The 18,131-nt window shown below is 62.2% G+C and carries 14 protein-coding genes and 1 tRNA gene; 8 read left to right on the top strand and 7 right to left on the bottom strand.

The window, feature by feature from the left end; translation table 11 throughout:
• Window positions 1–17: 17 nt before the first annotated feature.
• On the bottom strand, window positions 18–1,397 hold the full coding sequence (locus AC0L7I_RS13740) for a class II 3-deoxy-7-phosphoheptulonate synthase (protein ID WP_473396989.1): 1,380 nt from the start codon (window positions 1,395–1,397) through the stop codon (window positions 18–20).
• Between the two features lie 151 nt (window positions 1,398–1,548).
• Between AC0L7I_RS13740 and AC0L7I_RS13745 the strand changes: the two genes are divergently transcribed.
• Complete coding sequence (locus AC0L7I_RS13745) at window positions 1,549–2,847, top strand: AAA family ATPase (RefSeq protein WP_473396990.1); 1,299 nt, start codon at window positions 1,549–1,551, stop codon at window positions 2,845–2,847.
• Window positions 2,848–2,900: 53 nt separating this feature from the next.
• Here the strand turns inward: AC0L7I_RS13745 and gor are convergent, their stop codons facing one another.
• The 3 genes from gor to glmU form a co-directional block, all read right to left on the bottom strand.
• Window positions 2,901–4,298 (bottom strand): glutathione-disulfide reductase, encoded by a 1,398-nt coding sequence (gene gor, locus AC0L7I_RS13750; protein ID WP_473396991.1) that lies wholly within the window; start codon window positions 4,296–4,298, stop codon window positions 2,901–2,903.
• Window positions 4,299–4,395: 97 nt separating this feature from the next.
• Complete coding sequence (gene rpiA / locus AC0L7I_RS13755; protein WP_473396992.1) at window positions 4,396–5,097, bottom strand: ribose-5-phosphate isomerase RpiA; 702 nt, start codon at window positions 5,095–5,097, stop codon at window positions 4,396–4,398.
• 6 nt (window positions 5,098–5,103) lie between these two features.
• Window positions 5,104–6,477, bottom strand: a complete 1,374-nt coding sequence (gene glmU, locus AC0L7I_RS13760) for a bifunctional UDP-N-acetylglucosamine diphosphorylase/glucosamine-1-phosphate N-acetyltransferase GlmU (RefSeq protein WP_473396993.1) — start codon at window positions 6,475–6,477, stop codon at window positions 5,104–5,106.
• Window positions 6,478–6,563: 86 nt separating this feature from the next.
• Between glmU and gph the strand changes: the two genes are divergently transcribed.
• Window positions 6,564–7,244, top strand: a complete 681-nt coding sequence (gene gph, locus AC0L7I_RS13765; protein ID WP_473396994.1) for a phosphoglycolate phosphatase — start codon at window positions 6,564–6,566, stop codon at window positions 7,242–7,244.
• On the opposite strand, the gene AC0L7I_RS13770 is transcribed toward gph, so the two are convergent.
• Window positions 7,241–7,483, bottom strand: a complete 243-nt coding sequence (locus AC0L7I_RS13770; RefSeq protein ID WP_473396996.1) for a hypothetical protein — start codon at window positions 7,481–7,483, stop codon at window positions 7,241–7,243. The genes gph and AC0L7I_RS13770 overlap by 4 nt on opposite strands.
• 493 nt (window positions 7,484–7,976) lie before the next feature.
• Here AC0L7I_RS13770 and AC0L7I_RS13775 point away from each other — a divergent pair.
• The 6 genes from AC0L7I_RS13775 to AC0L7I_RS13800 all read left to right on the top strand — a co-directional run bounded on the left by AC0L7I_RS13775 (window position 7,977) and on the right by AC0L7I_RS13800 (window position 15,832).
• Window positions 7,977–8,051: transfer RNA gene (locus AC0L7I_RS13775), tRNA-Val, on the top strand.
• 69 nt (window positions 8,052–8,120) lie between these two features.
• Window positions 8,121–8,861, top strand: coding sequence for a lysophospholipid acyltransferase family protein (locus AC0L7I_RS13780; RefSeq protein WP_473396997.1), 741 nt, complete (start codon window positions 8,121–8,123; stop codon window positions 8,859–8,861).
• Entirely contained in the window at window positions 8,858–10,117 is a 1,260-nt protein-coding gene (locus AC0L7I_RS13785; protein ID WP_473396998.1) for a 3-deoxy-D-manno-octulosonic acid transferase, read from the top strand. Before AC0L7I_RS13780 ends, AC0L7I_RS13785 begins: the two co-directional genes overlap by 4 nt.
• Window positions 10,114–11,109, top strand: a complete 996-nt coding sequence (gene lpxK / locus AC0L7I_RS13790; protein ID WP_473396999.1) for a tetraacyldisaccharide 4'-kinase — start codon at window positions 10,114–10,116, stop codon at window positions 11,107–11,109. Before AC0L7I_RS13785 ends, lpxK begins: the two co-directional genes overlap by 4 nt.
• Window positions 11,106–12,065, top strand: coding sequence for a lysophospholipid acyltransferase family protein (locus tag AC0L7I_RS13795; protein WP_473397000.1), 960 nt, complete (start codon window positions 11,106–11,108; stop codon window positions 12,063–12,065). The genes lpxK and AC0L7I_RS13795 overlap by 4 nt, the downstream gene beginning before the upstream one ends.
• 362 nt (window positions 12,066–12,427) lie before the next feature.
• Entirely contained in the window at window positions 12,428–15,832 is a 3,405-nt protein-coding gene (locus AC0L7I_RS13800) for a hypothetical protein (RefSeq protein WP_473397001.1), read from the top strand.
• 102 nt (window positions 15,833–15,934) lie between these two features.
• On the opposite strand, the gene AC0L7I_RS13805 is transcribed toward AC0L7I_RS13800, so the two are convergent.
• Window positions 15,935–17,137 (bottom strand): ATP-grasp domain-containing protein, encoded by a 1,203-nt coding sequence (locus AC0L7I_RS13805; RefSeq protein ID WP_473397002.1) that lies wholly within the window; start codon window positions 17,135–17,137, stop codon window positions 15,935–15,937.
• Window positions 17,134–17,964, bottom strand: coding sequence for a hypothetical protein (locus AC0L7I_RS13810; RefSeq protein ID WP_473397003.1), 831 nt, complete (start codon window positions 17,962–17,964; stop codon window positions 17,134–17,136). The genes AC0L7I_RS13805 and AC0L7I_RS13810 overlap by 4 nt, the downstream gene beginning before the upstream one ends.
• Window positions 17,965–18,131: the final 167 nt, after the last annotated feature.

Raw genomic sequence — 18,131 nt, forward strand, 5'->3', positions numbered from 1 at the left:
GGTTGTTTCGTCCCTGATTATCCGGCCTTGCGGGAGGCGTTAGACTCCGCGAGGCTCATTGCCTGCAGCTTCTCGGCGATCATGAACGCGAGTTCAAGCGCCTGTTCGCCATTGAGACGCGGATCACAATGCGTGTGATATCTTGACGACAGGTCGTGTTCGGAAATCGCCTGCGCGCCGCCGATACACTCGGTGACATTCTGGCCCGTCATCTCGAAGTGCACGCCTCCCGGATAGCATCCTTCAGCTGACAGGACATCGATGAACTGGCGCACTTCCGACAGGATACGGTCCACCGGGCGCGTCTTGAAACCGCTCTCGGTTTTCAACGTGTTGCCGTGCATCGGATCACAGGACCAAACGACGGTACGACCGCTTTTCTTGATCGCCCGCGCGAGCTCCGGCAGGCCCTTCCCGACACCTTCCGAACCGAAGCGAGAGATCAGCGTGATGCGCCCGGCCTCGTCTGTTGGATTTAGCGTATCGATCAGGCGCAGGAGTTCATCCGTCTCCATACCCGGGCCGCATTTGATGCCGATCGGGTTCTTCACGCCTTTGCAGAAGTTCACATGGGCATGATCGACCTGGCGCGTGCGGTGGCCGATCCACAGCATGTGTGCCGATGTGTCGTACCAGTCGCCGGATGTCGAATCCACGCGGGTCATCGCCTCTTCATAGCCGAGGAGCAGCGCTTCGTGGCTGGTGTAGAACTCCACTTGCGCCATTTGCGGGACACTGGTCGAGGTGACGCCGCACGCCGCCATGAAATCCATGGATTTGGTGATCTGGTCAGCCAGCGCTTCGTAGCGCTCGCCCTGCGGGCTGCGATCGACGAAGCCGAGCATCCAGCGATGCACGTTGGACAGGTCCGCATAGCCACCCTGGCTGAACGCGCGAAGCAGGTTGAGCGTCGCAGCTGACTGCGAGTAGGCCTGCATCAGGCGTTCGGGATCCGGTATACGGGCCTCGGGCGTGAATTCCATGCCATTGATGTTGTCGCCGCGATAGGATGGGAGCGTGACCCCATCAATGGTCTCGACGGGCTCGGAACGTGGCTTCGCAAACTGGCCGGCGATGCGTCCCACTTTCACGACAGGCTTTGCTGCCGCGAAGGTGAGCACCACAGCCATCTGGAGGATGACACGGAACGTGTCGCGGATATTGTCCGGATGGAATTCCTTGAAGCTTTCAGCGCAATCTCCCCCCTGGAGCAGGAAAGCCCTGCCCGCAGCGACTTCTGCAAGGCGCTGTTTGAGGCGCCGGGCCTCGCCCGCAAACACCAGCGGTGGATATCCCTTCAGGCGCGTCTCAACTGCAGCCAGCGCTGCAGTGTCGGGGTAATCCGACGGGATGTGCTTGGCAGGCAGTTTCCGCCAATCTGAGGGTGTCCAGGTCATGTTAAATTGCTCCATTCGAAAGCAGCATAAATCACATGGGCCGCGCTTGCTCAAGTTTCACCACAATTTCACAGCAAAACGGTGGCGGAATCAGTCTCATGCCCTTTAGAAACGGGGTTAGATCCGCTGCCTGAAGGACCATCCTAGCCGCATGTCGCACGTCTATATCAGCCATTCATCCCAGGACATCGACGCTCTGCTCGAAATCCACGAAGCATTGCGGATGGCAGCGATACCCGACTGGTACGCGCCGAACGATGCGGAAGACCGCCCGAAAGCCGATCAGGCCATCGATGATGCGTTCGCTATGATCGTTCTGGTGTCTGCCAGCGCAGTCAGGTCGAAATCGGTCAGGCAGGATGTGGAACGGGCTAAGGCTCGCAATCTGCGTCTGATCCCCTACCAGATCGACAAGGCGCGGCTGAACGGCTTCTTCAGGCACGAAGTCCTGCCTCACCTGAAACTGTCGTCGACAGTCCCCGATGCCACCGGGCAGCTCGTGGACGAGGTACAGAAGGCCTACAAGCGCAAGTGCCCTGTTCTGGCGGTGATGAACCTGAAGGGCGGGGTGGGAAAGACGACGGTCGCAAGCCAAGTCTTCGGTGCGTGGCAGGGAGCGCTCGGCGGTCGGGTCCTGCTGGTCGACCTGGACCCGCAGTATAACTTGACCCAGACTTTCTTCGATATGGAACACGCCGACGCCAGTGCCGCAGCTGACCGTTCCGTCATATCGCTGTTCGAGCGATCACGTCTTCATTCGCGCGATGCAGTCAGCCCGGGTGAAAGCTGGCTGACCCTGTCGACCGAGCCATTCGCCGCCGTCCCGCGGAAAGATCTCATGCACGACCTGATGGGCCCGGACAGCCCGGGCGGACGGCTGGATCTTGTATCGGGCCAGTTCGAAATATCAAAATACGCGTTCGCAAATGATTCAGCCGCGCTGCAGAAGGTCAAATCCCAATTCCTGCGGATGGTGGACCATTATCGCAGCGAATATGATCTCATCGTGTTCGACACCAATCCGAACGCAACCTTCCTGACGCGCTGTGTACTGGAAGCCGCAGACCGGGTGGTGGCGCCGATGCATGCCGACGTATACTCGTTGCGAGGCGTTCGCCTGCTGAACCTGGTGATTGCAGAACAGGTCGAGGCCGAAAAACGCCCCGCGCTGTCAGTCTTGTTCAATGCTGTCGGACGCAGCGAGCAATCGACGTTCGAGGCCGATGCCCGCAATGGGCAGTATGATTCAAAAGCCGGGTTCCCCCTGTCGAAAGCCCTGCTGAAATCTGCCCTGTCCCGCTCCGGCCACCTCATGGTCAAGGCACCGAAAGACGGCGAGCCGCCCTGGCGCCAGTTGGTGATTCATTCCGGCAGGGGCGGCGGACTCAAGTCCATCCGCGAGAGCCTGAAGACCGTGGCGATGGAGCTGCAGGCCCTTTTGGAGGGGTGAGGCAATGTGGCCGCAGGCCTGTGCTGCGGGGGTGGCCGGGTGACCCTTGGTTATCAGGACGTGACTTCCGGGACCCATTTCTGACGCATGGTGACGAGCTCTTCGGCGACACTGGGATGCAGCGCGCAGGTCCGGTCGAAGTCCGGCTTGGTGGCGCCCATCTTGATCGCAATGCCGACGGCCTGGATCATTTCAGCGGCGTCGTCACCGACGATATGAACGCCCAGGACACGCTCGTCGTCGGCCTTTACCACCAATTTCATGAGCACGCGGCTCGTGTCGCCGTTCAGCGCGTTCTTCATCGGACGGAAGCGGGTCTTGTAGATGTCGACAGTCCCAAACATCTTGCGCGCTACCGCCTCGGTCATGCCGACAGTGCCGACTTCCGGCTGGGTAAATACGGCAGTCGGAATGTCTTTATGATCGAAATGCCAAGGCTTGTCGTAAAACTCGGTCTCGGCAAAGGCATGCCCCTCGCGAATGGCGACCGGCGTCAGCGCGACACGGTCAGTCACGTCGCCGACCGCCCAGACGCTGGGCACATTGGTCTTCGACCATTCGTCGACGATGACAGCGCCGTTCTGGTCGAGCGCGACGCCGGCGGCTTCACAGCCCAGCGTGTCAGTCGCCGGGCGGCGGCCGACCGCCATCATGATCACGTCGGCGTCGAGGTGGTGGCCATTCTTGAGCTGGATGCGTAACGGCAAGTCGCCCTTGCTGATGTTCTCTATCTTCTCGAATACGGTCTGCGTGATGACGCGGACACCAGCCTCCTTGAGCCCCTCATGGACGGCGGTGCGGACGTCTTCATCAAAGCCGCGCAGCACGGTATCGCCGCGATACACCAGGCTGGTCTTGACGCCGAGACCGGCAAACACATGCGCAAACTCGACGGCGATGTAACCGCCGCCTGCGATGACAAGATGCCTGGGCAATGTCTCGAGGTCGAAAATCTCGTTCGACGTGATCGCATGCTCGACGCCCGGCAACTCGTCCGATGACGGCATCCAGGGACGGCCGCCGACGGCGATCAGAATCTTGCGGGCAGTGATCGTCTTGCCGCTGGTCTTCAGGCGCAACGTCGTCGCATCAACGAACTCGGCCCTCTCCTCGACAACTTCAACACCCGCATTGACGAGGTTTCGGTGATAGATACCCGACAGGCGGTCGACTTCGGCACGCATCGCGGAGGCGAAGACCTCATGGTCGTAGGACACATCGCCGACACTCCAGCCATAGCCCTTGGCATGCTTGATGTGTTTGCCGTAGCCGCTGGCATAGACCATGAATTTCTTGGGCACACAGCCGCGGATGACGCAGGTTCCGCCCATCCGGTATTCCTCGGCGACGCCGACCCTGGCTCCGGTAAGGGCCGCAAGTCGCGCTGCACGCACGCCGCCAGAACCTCCTCCGATAACGAAGAGGTCATAGTCGTATGTCTTGTCGGCCATCGATTGTTCCTTTTCCGCTGCCCGATCTCAATTGGCGCGGCGTCGAGCGCGCATGCAGGCAAATCGTTGAATCTTCGGGAGATGTAGGGGCCTGAGCCTAGAATTCAAACACGGTGGCGCCGTTTTCATTGCCAATGATCACGGTGCGGGCGATGCCGATGAACAGGCCATGCTCGACCACGCCGGGCACGTTGGAAAGGCGCGCAGCGAGGGCTTCGGCGTCCGGGATGCGTTCACAATGGCAATCGAGAATATAGTTGCCGCCGTCTGTGACCAGCAGGTCGATACTGCCGGCCTGCTTGCGCAATTCGACCCGTGGCCGATCAATTCCAGCGGCGCACAGCACGTCGTAAACCACCTTCGCCGTGATCGTGTACCCGAATGGCGTGACCTCCACAGGCAATGGGAAAGCGCCGAGGCGTTCGACCTGTTTGGATGGGTCAGCGATCACCACCATGTGATCGCTGGCATTGGCGATGATTTTCTCGCGCAGCAGCGCGGCACCGCCGCCCTTGATGAGGTTGCCATGGCTGTCGACCTCGTCGGCACCATCGACCGTGAGGTGAATCCGGTCGACCTGTTCGAACGGAACCAGCGGCACGCCAAGGCTGGTCGCAAGATCGCGAGTCTGTTCGCTCGTCTCGATACAGCGCACCAGCAGCCCGTCGGCTATCTCGTCGGCCAGCATCTCGACGAAATACTTGGCGGTGGAGCCGGTGCCGAGACCAATGGTCATGCCGTCCTCGACATATTCCATCGCCGCCAGCGCAGCGTTTTCCTTCTCGTGCTCGTTGGCCATATTGGCTTAGTCCTTCTTTTTCATGGCGGCCTTTTCGGCACTCTTTCGGGAACGGAAGCTGATCGCCCAGCCTTCGCGTTTGACGAGCTGGCCGCGCGCCACAGCGAGCGCATCCGGCTCTACATTCTTGGTGATCACGCTACCGGAACCTATAATGGCGCCCTTGCCGATCTCGACAGGCGCAACAAGGGATGAATTCGACCCTACGAAGGCTCCCTCTCCGACAATGGTCTGATGTTTCAGGAAGCCGTCATAATTGCAGAAAATGGTGCCCGCGCCGATATTCGCCTGCGCGCCAATGCGACCGTCGCCGAGGTAGGCCAGGTGGTTCGCCTTGGCGCCTTCGCCAATGTGCGTATTCTTGGTTTCGACGAAATTGCCGATACGAACTCCGGGTTCGAGCACGGTGCCCGGACGAAGACGGGCATAGGGACCGATCTCACAGCCTGACGCCACTTGAGCGCCCTCCAAGTGACTGAACGCCCGGATTCGCGCGCCACCCTGAACATGCACACCGGGTCCGAAAACAACATTCGGCTCAACCACGACATCGGCCTCGATCACCGTATCATGCGAGAAGAAGACGGTATCGGGCGCAACCAGCGTGACGCCTGCGGCCATCGCGCCGTTGCGGCGCTGGGCCTGAAAGATGCCTTCAGCCTCGGCAAGGTCCGCCTTGCTGTCGCAGCCGATGAGATCATCTTCGCCGCATTGGACCGCCCGGCAGATTGCGCCCTCTGCGCGGGCGAGGCCGACAAGGTCTGTAAGATAGTATTCGCCCTTGGCGTTCTGGTTGGTGACCTTGCCGAGCAAACGAAACATAGTTTCAGCACGGCCCGCCATGACGCCTGAATTGCAGAGGCGAACGGCGAGCTGCTGCGGCGATGCCTCACGGGCCTCAACGATCGCGTCGAGATCGCCGTCCTTTGCCAGGATCAGGCGACCGTAAAGCCCGGGCTCGGCGGCCTCGAAACCGAGGACGCCGAGCGATGCACCCGTCTCAAGCGCAGCAAAGAGATCTTCGATGGCGCCGGCGGGGACAAGCGGGCTGTCTCCGTAGAGCACGACGAGATCGCCCACAAAGCCGTCCAGCGCCTTTTCGGCGCACCGTACTGCATGGCCCGTCCCTTGCGGCGGGTCCTGGTAGGCAATGCTCCCTTCGCCGAGCTGGGTCGTGACATGGTCGATGAGGACTTTCTGTGAGGGATGAGCAATGACCACAATCCGGGAACATCCGACCTTGCGCGCAAGGTCGATCGACCAGTCGACCATGGGGCGCCCGCCGACAGCATGCATGACCTTTGGCAGATCGGACTTCATGCGCGTTCCCTTGCCAGCGGCAAGGATGATCGCAGCGCGGTCTCTGGCGATATTCGTCACGGGCAGGCCCTCTCGCTTTCCCCAGACCTTTCGCCTAGACCAAAGGCCGATTCAAGGCGAGTGGCGAGAGAGGATTTCATTCAGGCATGAGCAGACCGTTTGAAGGGTGGACGATTGTATTTGATCTGGACGGCACATTGGTCGACACGGCACCGGACCTTCTGGGCGCGCTAAACCACGTCCTGGTCGAAGCCGGTCTGGAACCGGTCAATCTCTCAACCATCGCAACAATGATCGGTCACGGCGCAAAAGCGATGATCATCAAAGGCATGGCGGCGCAGGGCGTCGAACCCGAGGCGCACCGGATGGATGGCCTGTTCAACCAGTTCCTTGCCTATTACGAAGCCAATATCGCAGTGGGATCGCAGCCGTTCGAAAATGCCGTCGCGGCACTCGACCAGCTGGCCGCCGGCGGCGCGACCCTCGCAGTCTGCACGAACAAGCGCCAGAGCTCGAGCGACAGATTGCTGGATACATTGAAGCTTTCAGGCAAGTTTGCCGCGATAGTCGGCGCCGACAGCGTGCCGGAACGCAAGCCGCATGGCGATCATATCCTGCTGACAATAGACCGCGCAGGCGGCGACCGGTCCCGGGCCATCATGGTGGGCGACAGCCGAACGGACGAAAGGGCAGCCCGCAATGCCGGGCTGCCCTTCATTTTCGTTCCATTCGGATACGAATCCGAAACTCAAGAAGAAATCGGCGCCGACAAAGTTGTCAGCAACTATTCAGAGCTCGTTTCGGCTATACTTGCGTTGTTGAGCTAAGCCGCCGATTCACTTCTCGGACGGTAGCTCGGGCGTGCTGCACCAGCTTCGCCAGCCGCGCGGCGACGGGGCATGCCGTTCACCATGTTGCTGCGAACATCCGTGCGGGCACTACGCATCGCAGGCACGAAGCCAGCGTCAACGAAGTCGACATCGACTTCATAGCCGCGCTCGGCCCAATACGCATTGATCTTTTCGCAAAGGCGCTTTGCGCCCTCTTCGTCACACCAGTCTTTCATTTTCTCTCTCTCCAGGCTTTTTTTCAATACTAGCAAATTACTTCGCCAGTGCCTGTCCTTCTCTAAATCAACACCGTGAACTGCTCATCAGCTCATCGTTTATGACACCAAGATGACCATGTTTGCTGGGTTTCTCAAGGGCAATCTCGGATGAAAATCGCGTAACAAATTCGCATGAACAGTTGTTCATTATGAACAACTGTTCATCAGATCGTTAACAGACCTCACGAGGGGCAAAAAACCTGCAATTCAGCGCAAAATAGGCAAATACAGCTAGGGTTTAGCCTTGAGAGAGAATGGATGATGGAACGGAAGCGAAAATAAGGCAATCCAGCTTATACATGCGAAACCGGCGATATTGGATATGCAGGAATGCATTTTTGCATAAGAATTCTACAGGAATTCTAGCGGACGCACGCCGCATATCACCCCAACGGTGTTCCTTGCTTGACGTCCGGGGGGCATCGGATTAACGACGCGCTTCCCGGAACTGGGGCGATTAGCTCAGTGGTAGAGCACTGCCTTCACACGGCAGGGGTCACAAGTTCGAACCTTGTATCGCCCACCATCTCAATTCTGTCCGCTGTCGTTGCCAGCAGCCATGGCGCAGGGTGCAAAGCGAAGTATAAGCGACGCGATGAAGTTCCTGTTCCGATCCAAGCCTGTTGTAATCCTGCTGGGGTTCCTGATTTGGGCCTGGATGGCCCTGATAGGGCGCACAGTGCGCTGGACTGTGGAAGGCGACAGGGAAGCCCGAGCCTCCTGGGAATCATCGACAGGCGTGGTCGTGGCGATCTGGCATTCGCGGATCATGCTGATTCCTTCCGGCTGGACACGGCTGATACGGCACTGGCCTGGACGAGAGGCTGACGTATCGATGCTGATTTCCATGTCAGGTGACGGAGAACCGGTTGCCCGCGCCATGCGCCATCTTGGCGTCGGAACGATCCGCGGTTCGGCCGGAAACAAGAAGAAGGCGAAAAAGGACAAGGGCGGCGCACGCGCAATCGTGGAGGCTGTCAAATTGCTGAAATCGGGCGGGGCAGTCTGTATCACGCCGGATGGCCCCCGCGGCCCGAACGAACAGGTCAGCCTGGGCGCGATCCTGATTGCGCAGAGATCGGGCGCGCCGATCCTGCCCTATGCGGTGGCAACCAAGCCTGCGAAGCGGCTGGGTAGCTGGGACCGGTTCATCATCCCCTTCCCTTTCACCAGGGGCGCGATCGTGTTCGGCGAATTGCTGGAAACCCCACGCGAAGCAAAGCCAGAAGACTTGCGCGACGCGTTGCAGCAAAGGCTTGATGCGGCAACGCGCAGGGCTGAAATACTCGCCGGTAATGACGTGACGCCAGAAAACGCCGGGACTTCCCATACATGACTCCAGTCTTTCGCCTCTATCGCGTGTGTGCCCGCATCGCGTCGCCTTTCCTGCCTGGTCTGCTGCGGCGGCGGGCGCGTGGGGGGAAGGAAGATTTTGGCCGGATGAACGAGCGACTGGCGCGGGGCATGCCCAACCGGCGGCCGGGCCGGCTGGTCTGGCTGCATGGCGCGAGTGTGGGGGAAAGCCGCCTCCTGCTGGAACTGGGCCACCGGCTGGTTGCGGCGCGGCCTGACCTGATGTTGCTGTTCACGAGCCAGACACTCACCTCAGCCCGCCTGCTGGGCCCGGCCCTGCCAGACGCCGCAATCCACCTGATGGCGCCGCTGGATACGCCGGCAATCGCCAAACGCTTCATCCAGCATTGGCAGCCGGACCTGTGCGTGTTCGGCGAAGGCGAAATCTGGCCGAACCTGATCTTCGAGGCCGGGCGCAGCGGCGCGAAACGGGCATTGGTGAACGCGCGCATGACGCAAGGCTCAGCCGACGGCTGGAGCCGCGTACGCAAGCTGTTCGGCAAACTGGTTGGCGCGTTCGACGTGGTACTGGCGGCCGACACGGACACGGCCCAGCGGCTGGGAAGCCTTCTCGGGCACACTGTGCGCTCAGCCGGAAATCTCAAATCGGCCCTGCCCGGACCGGAGGCGAGCGATGTTGAAATCAAGCGGATACGCGACGGTTTTGTCGGCACGCGCCGCTGCCTTGTCGCCGCTTCGACGCATACGGGCGAAGAGGACCTGTTCCTCGACGCCGTGTCGGACATGCCGGACACCGCCCTGATCATAGCGCCTCGGCACCCGGAGCGCGGTGACGAAGTGGAAGCCCTGATCAAGGCGCGCGGCCTGCCGCATGCACGCCGGTCGAAGGGACAAGTGGCGAACACGCGCACCCGCGTCCTGCTGGCCGACACGATGGGCGAGATGGGCCTGTGGCTGCGCCTGGCCGACGCGGTCTACCTTGGCGGCGGGCATGCCGAGGGCGTGGGCGGGCACAACCCGCTCGAGCCCGTGCGGTTCTCCAAACCGGTCGTGACAGGACCGAACGTGTTCAATTTCGCCGCCATGATGGCCGATCTCGAGACGCGCGGCCTCGTCAGGATCGCAAATGATGCGGCAGGTGTGGCGGATGCCCTGCAGAATGCGGCGCCACCGTCAGTGGCGGCGGTGGAGGCGCTGGCGGAGCATGCGGACGCGCCGATGGTCGAGACGCTGGCGGCGCTGCTGCCGCTGATCCCAGAGCCGGGATTGCTGCAATGAAGGCGCCGCATTTCTGGTCGGCCGGGCTGGACCCGCGCTCACGCGAGGCCGCGCCGCTGACGCGCCTGCTGCTCTCGCCGCTGGCCTTTGCCTATCGGCTGGGCGTGCTGAAAAAGCTGGAAAAGGCCGTGCCTGTCCGGGTGGACATCCCGGTCGTCTGCGTCGGAAACCTGACCGTTGGTGGGGTTGGCAAGACGCCGGTCGTCGCCGCGATTCGGGATGTTTTGACGGCGCAGGGCGTCCGTGCGGCGACCCTGTCGCGGGGGTACGGCGGGGGTGCCAAGGGGGTGGTAAGGGTGCGGCCCGGCACGCATACGGCCGCCGATGTCGGCGACGAACCATTGATGCTGGCTGCGAGCGGCGAGAGCTGGATCGGGCGCGACCGGGTGGCCGCCGCACGCGCCATGCAGGCTGACGGCGTGCAGGTGATCGTGATGGATGACGGCCACCAGAACCCGTCCCTCTACAAGGACCTCTCCCTCGTCGTCATCGATGCCGCCGCGCCGTTCGGCAATGGCCACCTCCTGCCCAAGGGCCCCTTGCGCGAACCGGTCAGCGACGGCCTCGCGCGGGCGGGCGGCGTGGTGCTGATGGGCGCGGGCGACGTGCCGGGCGCGGTGGCGCAGGCAGGCGTGCCGGTGCTGCGTGCGGTGGTGGCGCCCACAGGCGCCATGCCAGAGGGGCCGCTGGTGGCGTTTGCAGGCATCGGACGGCCGATCAAGTTCTTCGATGCGCTGACGGCAGCGGGCGCCGACCTGCGCGAGGCGGTCGGCTATGGCGACCATCATGTCTATTCGGCAAGCGAGCTGAAATTCCTGCACCGACTGGCCGACAGCCATGGCGCACGCCTGATCACGACGACGAAGGACCATGTGCGCCTGCCGCAGGACGAACAGCAGCGCGTGCTTGCCTTTCCGGTCGCGGCCCGCTTTGAAGAGGCGGGCGCGCTCGACGCGCTGCTGGCCCCGATCCTCAACTCTGCAAACCCATGACCGACACGCCCCCCGCCTATGTCCGCCCGAAGGACATCGATAACCGCGCCTCCCTGTGGCAGCGGATCCAGTGGCGGCTGGAGACGATTGCCTGGGATGTTGTCTATTGGTGGCCGATGAAGCTGCTGGGGCCCGACAGGGCCTCTGACTTTGGCGGCTGGCTGATGAAAAGGATCGGCCCGCGCCTGTCACAACACAAGACCACGGTGCGCAACCTGAAGCTGGCCTTCCCCGACTGGAGCGAGCACGAGATCAACCGCACGGCGCTGGCAGCCTGGGAGAGCGCCGGGCGCACGGCCGGCGAACTGCCCCACCTGCCCGCCATCGACCCCTATACGAGTGGGCGCGTGGACGTGGTCGGCGTCGAGCGGCTGGATGCGATCAATGCCAGCGGCAAGGGCGCGGTGTTCATTTCCGGCCATTTCGCCAATTGGGAAATCATGCCGGCGGCGATCTGCAAGCGCATCCCCCACGCGGTGATGACCTACCGGGCCCTGAACAATCCGCATATCGACCGGCGCATCAACAGGCTGCGCCACGCTTATGGCACCGGCACCGCCGCCCCCAAGGGCATCGGCACGCGCGAGCTGATGCGGGCGCTGGCGCGCGGCGCGCCGATTGCCCTGATGAACGACCAGAAATTCCGCGAAGGCGTCGCCGCGCCCTTCTTCGGCCATGAGGCGATGACGGCGCAGGGGCCGACGCGGCTGGCGCTGAAATATGGCGTGCCGATCGTGCCGGTCTCGACCTTGCGCACCGGCCCGGCCCGGTTCCGGGTGGAAATCCACGAACCCTTCATTCCCGAAGATACCGGCGACACGGAGGCCGATATCCTGAGGTCCGTGGAACGGATCAACACATTCCTCGAAGCCTGCGTCCGCGCCCAGCCCGGCCAATGGTTCTGGCAACACCGCCGCTGGCCGAAAGACGCCTGGCGCGAAGCGGGCGTGATCTAGGGGGCTTGGGGGTTGGTTGATCGCGCGAATTGCGCCGTATCAAAAAAAGTCTTCCAGCTCCTGCGCCACCTGGAGGGTTGAATCTTCCATCTGATCCGGCATTTCTACGGTCGGCGCATGTCGCCAAATCACTTGTTCTTTTTGAATAGTTTGAGTTCGTTCATTTCGCTGTTAGAGTGAATTCGGAACCGGGATAGTCATTCGGTCTGAGGTGGGGACAAAAGCGCCAGGACTGTATGGTATCCGGAAATGCGAGTGGACACGGGCGGTCCGTGAACTCCTCGCGCATGACCGGGGGATGGCGTGTGGATATTCAGACAGTTTTGATTGCGTGTGTGGGTGCATGGGCGGTGTGTCGTCTCTTGATAGAACCGCTCGTAACGGCCAATGCACGCGACCGTCTCGCCGCTGGCCGTGTCGGCGGCGCAGGATGGGTCGCGCTGGCCCAAATCGCATCTAGGATCCTGCTCCTCGCATCACTGTCTTCGGCTCTCGCGCTTGGACTCGCGGCGTGGATCAATGCCCAGGACAATCTGGGACTGGCAGAGACCAATGCATTTCTTGAGCGGATCGGTGCGGCGCGTGACCAGCTAGCCGGGATCGGTACCGCCTGGGGCCTTGGCGCAACACTCCTGATCGCCGCCGGACTCGGCTTCATTACCTTCCTGGCCAGCAAGGCCAAAGAAAAGCAGGTTGTAGGCGATATCTGGAATGCGGAATTTGTCCGGCTGCAGACGGCCTTCAACGATGGCGAATGGGATGAACGCGCGCCGACGCCGGAGATGGAACAGGTCCAGCGCAGCATGGACGAGCTTTCCGAAGCCTTCGAGACCGCCCAGGCACAAGGAGACGGCCAGCGGGCCGCTGCGATACGTGGCGCATTCGACAAGCTGGCGCAGGCCAACGTCTTTCTCGACGTCCAGCGGCGCTCGGACGTTAAGGTCGCTCCGGAAGACGTGGGCATCAGGCCGAAGCGCTCTGGTCTCGGCCTGGTCAGCACGATCTTTTTCTCACAGGGTGTTGTGTCAGGACTTGGCGCAGGAACACGGGTCTTGGCATCAGCCGGTCTCCTGATCCTGTTTCCGAGCCTGCTCGCAGCAAGCTACACCGCTGTCGAACCGGCCCTGCAGGCCTCGCTCGACCGGATTGAAACCCGCCGCGCCGAATTGGAATTCGAGATCGAGTTTGCCGAGATCGACCGGTCCTATAGCGAGCTTGTCGGCGCGCCTGAGGAGGAGCTGGATGAACCCCTGGACGATGAGACGGAACGTGACATTACGCAAACTGCCGAAGTGTTTGAAACAGAGGTCCTTCCCCGCATGCTGGTCAGGTCGGTCCGTGTGTCCGGTATCGGGCTTGATGCGGCGGTGCGCTCAGTGGAGACCGCCTCTGCCCGGCAAAAAATACTGGGTATCCGGGCCAGCGCCGCACGCGGCGCCTCGGCCACTGTCTCCGGCGGCGTCGACGCGCCTGACTATCGCTCCCTGTCTTCTGCCGACGTGCCCGGTTCGGGCATAACCCGCTCTGAACTGAGACGGATCGCGCGATCTGATCCGGCCGCCTTCTCTAGGCTACATAACAATGCCCGCGCGCTGAAGGCCTCGTTCGCAACCCCGGCTGATGCTGGCCAGTTGCGGCGCGCCCTCGTTTCCCAGATCGTCGGGCACGCCGTGGAAGCAACTCCCGCCCTTGATGGGCTCGATCCCGCGCTCGACCGGCAGGTAAAGACATGGGCGGGCCAGATCCCCTCAACTGAAGCCGCGCGGGCGCGCGAAGTCGTGCTGAAGAAATTTGTGGTCCAAAGTCAAGCACAGGGCCCGCTTGACTGGTCGCGACTTGCTGACTGGCACCATACACCCCTGTCGCCTTCCACCAGCCGGTCGCTCGCCAACGCGCTGTCGGAATTTGAACGGTCACTGCCGCAGGCGAGCCGCCTTGCAGACAACCTGCCAAGCCTGTCGCGGGCGCCGAGATATAATCCGGGCGCGGCCACGCAGGCTGTCAGGCAAATGGCGGGGCACCTCGGAAGTGGAGCCGATACCGCAGCGTTTCCAGCCCGGGCGCTGACTGTGTTTGACGACCACTTCCCGGGACAGGTCGGCGCCGAACTGGCAACCCCGCAAGCCCGGGCGATACAATCAATCTCCGGCACGCCGCCCGTGACAGCCGTCCGGAGTTCCGCCACTGCGACAAACGCCGCGATGCGGGCCCGGTCCTATGGCCGGCTGCGCGGATTTTCGCGCATAGGCGGTGTATTGATCGGGCGGGATCCTGAGGATTCCGCTTCCGCGCTTGCACTCGATCATTTCTCCTGGCGCCGGTCGGGGGGGCGCATCGAGCTTGTGCTTGGGCAAGGCAGCGACCGGCAATCGATCGGACGGTTCCATCCCGCCATTGTCCAACTCGCCCTTGCTTATGCGGCCGACGGACGGCCCACGACCGTGACCATGGTTACGACTGATGTGGTGCCTGACCTGCGCATTCTGCTACATCCGGCGCTTGAGGATACGGGCCTTGGCTGCCGCGCCATCCGTCTGGACCAGCTCGCGGACCAATTGTCGTTCGCAGAGGGTAGCGCCCTGTCCGCCATTCGGATCGATGCCGAACAGCGTATACGTGGCGAGTTCGGTCTCTACCGGATCGCCTGGCGGGCACGGGCCCAGGCAAAACTGCCCGGCAGCGACCTTGGCGGCGATGACAGGGTCTACGCAGAAGAAGCGATCGCCGCAGCGCAGCGTCTTCCCGAGACTGAACGCATCGCAGCCGAAGCCGTCATTGGCAGGCTGGACGGGTCGCTCTGGATCAGGCGGAAGCCCGATTTCCTCGACCCCTCCCTGGTCAATCAGATGGAGACCTGCCTGCCTGCGCAGTCGGTCCGCCGGTTTGAAACCTGCATCTCGACGATCACCGACAGCCAGAGTTCGCGTTCTGACGGCTATGCCTGGCTTGCGCCTGCCCCGAACTATCAGATATGGAGCGGCGTGCGAGAACACGCATACGATCTCGACGACGGCCTTGGTTTCCTCCGGTCGCCATCCGCTTCACCGGCCTGGCCCTTCCGGTTCATGGTACAAGTTGCCTTTAAATCGCCCGCCTATTTCGCCGGCGGCGCATCGAAATGGGCCGACGAAACCAATTCAGCCCGCGATGATTATGTCGACGATGATCCCTGGGAGATCGAGACCGTGTCACGCGGCCTCTCGACCGCCGTCGAAGCGGAGGTTCGCAGGAATAGTCAGGTGTCGGATATCGTATCCTCCATGCGCGAGTTTGCGATCCTTCAACGCCTGTTCCGGACAGGCCTGGACGGGCGGCTGGGTCCGGATTTTCCGACCGACCAGCTTGTCGCGCTGTCACAGCAAACCGCCATGGACGTCAATCCTGACGCCCTGACTGCGCAATGGCTGCGCCATCCGGGTGAGATCGAGGGCCAGTTGTTTTCAAGAACCGCCGAGGTCGCAGAGACCATCCCCGAAGGGTTTGCGGAAGATCAGTTCTACGCCCGCGTGGGACCCTGCATGTCCCTGATGATGGAGACAGTCGAAAACGACCCGCGCGGCGAGAGCGCGCTCGAAACGATTGATGCGAGCCGCTGGGACAAGGTTTGCGTGTTCGATGACTTGAGCACATTCGGGCCCGACGGAACCGACCTGCAGGAATTCTCCCGGATAGCGGCCGACATGCGTACGATCCGCGCCTCTGTCGGCGCGACCCGGCCCGCGACAATGGAGTATCCCGGCGCCAGCGGGAATTGCCCGAGACTGTAATGGTTGCAAACATTCACGACCGGCGCGCTTTGTTCATTGGAAATGTGGTCTGTTTGCGAGCCGGAAAAGCGCGTGATCCGGCCCGCCCGCACCCGCGCTGCCTCAGGACACCCCGAGTAATTTCCCCAGTTGGGTGCGGCGGCGGGCGGCGTCGGCTTGGGTCTTGCCTAGGACGAAACCGGTCAGGATGGAATTGGCGGGCGGTTCAGGATGCCGGGCGCCGTCGATCAGGCGGACGGGCACATACCAGCCATCATCGATCGGGCCGCCAATTGCGCGGGCCAATTGCCGAATGTTCAGTGAGCTGTTGAAGCTGGCGGCCTGCGACACGGGCAGGCCGGACCGCTTTGCGGCCGAACCGTGCAGCATGACCTGGGCGGTCGACCCCTGGATCCTGAAATTCGGATCAAACACGATCAGGCGGCCCTCGGTCGTGAGGCCGATATCGAGGCCAGCGACGCCGCGGAACCCGAGGGCGCGGGCCGCTTCGCCGACATTCCTGGCCAGCGTGATCGCGGCTTTGGGAAAGGGATTGGCGGGATCAATTGAGCTGCCGGTCTGGTGGCCGGGCCGGTCGAACAGCTGTTCCGCCGCGCCGGCATAGCGCACGCTCGTATCCGTCACGACAAGCGAGACACACCAGCAGGAGACGACGTCCATGTCATCTTCGACGATCACGTCGCTGGCGTCTCCGAGCGCCTTGAGGCTATCAAAGGCGGCAAGGAATTCTGCTTCGGTCGTGCAGTGGCGGACGGCATAGCCGATGCCGGTAGCCTCGGACGTGCCCGACTTGAGGAAGACCGGACCATCGAAGGCAAACGCAGCGGGGTCATCGAGCGGGACGATACGGCGGTCTGGCAGGTGTTTGGCCGGAACGATGTCGGCAAGGTTTTTCTTGTTGTTGAGCCGGCGCCACAGGTCGCGCGAGACGAGCTGGGCCTTTGCCGGATAGGTCGCGACGGGAAGCGGATAGGGCCAGGCGAGCTTGTAGCCCTCCTCGACCAGTTCCTTCGTGCGGCGCCTGGCCTGGGTGGCGGTCTCGAAGGTGCGCATGTCTTCGTCGACATGAAGGCCGGCGCGTTCGAGGACGGCGAGGCCTTCATCCGTGACCCCGCAAATGTGGCGGACCGTCGGCAGGCCGTTGAGCAGGCCCAGGAGGACGTTGGTCACGCTGTCGAGCGCGAAGGGGGTGAACCCGATCATTCGCGTCTGGCGCAGGTCCGTGCGGGCGGCGAAGGCGACGCCGGGCTCGAACAGCGGCATCAGCGGGACGAGAGGTTTGGTGAGGCTAGCAAGCCGGGTCACAGGAAGGCCTCGATTCCCTTGGCCAGCTGCCGGGTGCGCGGCGTCAGGACCCCGTTTGCGCCGGGATAGGTGGGGGTCTTGTTGGCATCGAGCAGGATCGGCGCGCCGTCATGTTCGACATAGTCGAACTTGCCGAAATCGAACTTCATCTTCTTGCGAAGCGCGGCCAGCTCGGCCGGAACCGCGTCGAGGAATTCGGTGCGCACCAGCGAGGCGGCCTTGACCAGCGGATCGGAGGACAGGCAGCGATAGGCGTAGCCCTGGTCGCCAAAGAATACCCATCCGCGTACGCAATAGAGGCCGTCATCGGAATATTCAGGCAGGAATTTTTCGACGAGGAGGTCAGGATCGGCCCACACCCAGTTTGGCACGTCATCCAGTGACGGCAGGACGGGATAGTGCTTTTCCGGGAGCATCCGGGCCCATCGCCAGGAATGCCGCGCCAGGCGCCGTCGCGCCCGCATGACAAGGCTTGCCCTGGCGTCGCCGCCATCCTGCAGGCCGAAATGGTTGAGATCGGATTTGACGATGACCGGTCCGGTCCAGTCGGATTCCGGGGTCAGCAGAAGCGTCGAGAACAGCCGCTTGGAAATGTCGAGAACATCCCCATTGAGCGATTTTGCCCCGTTTGGCGCAACAGGGAGACCGTCCTTGCGCAAGCGCGTCTTGTCATGATGGAGAATGCATATCCGGGCATTTTCGGCGTATTCGCGGGCGAACTCGACATCCAGCCCCTGTTCGCGCCATGCCTTGGACAGGAGCGAAATGGCGTAATAATCCGGCACATCCTGTGTCAGGTGCGAAATGCTGATTTTCGGTGCGCTCATTGTAACTGAACCGTTTTTTTGCCCATATTCCGGCTATGCCCTGCAAGGCGTGTGCCTTTTTTGGACACGGGCCGGTGGGAAATCGGGGCTTGCTCCCCTTTCGATTGCCGCGAGACGCCGGGCACGCGCCGCGTCCGGGCCCGAATGCGATATTGACGTGCGGAATG

It is taken from the genome of Hyphomonas sp. J20-32 (genome assembly GCF_055808555.1).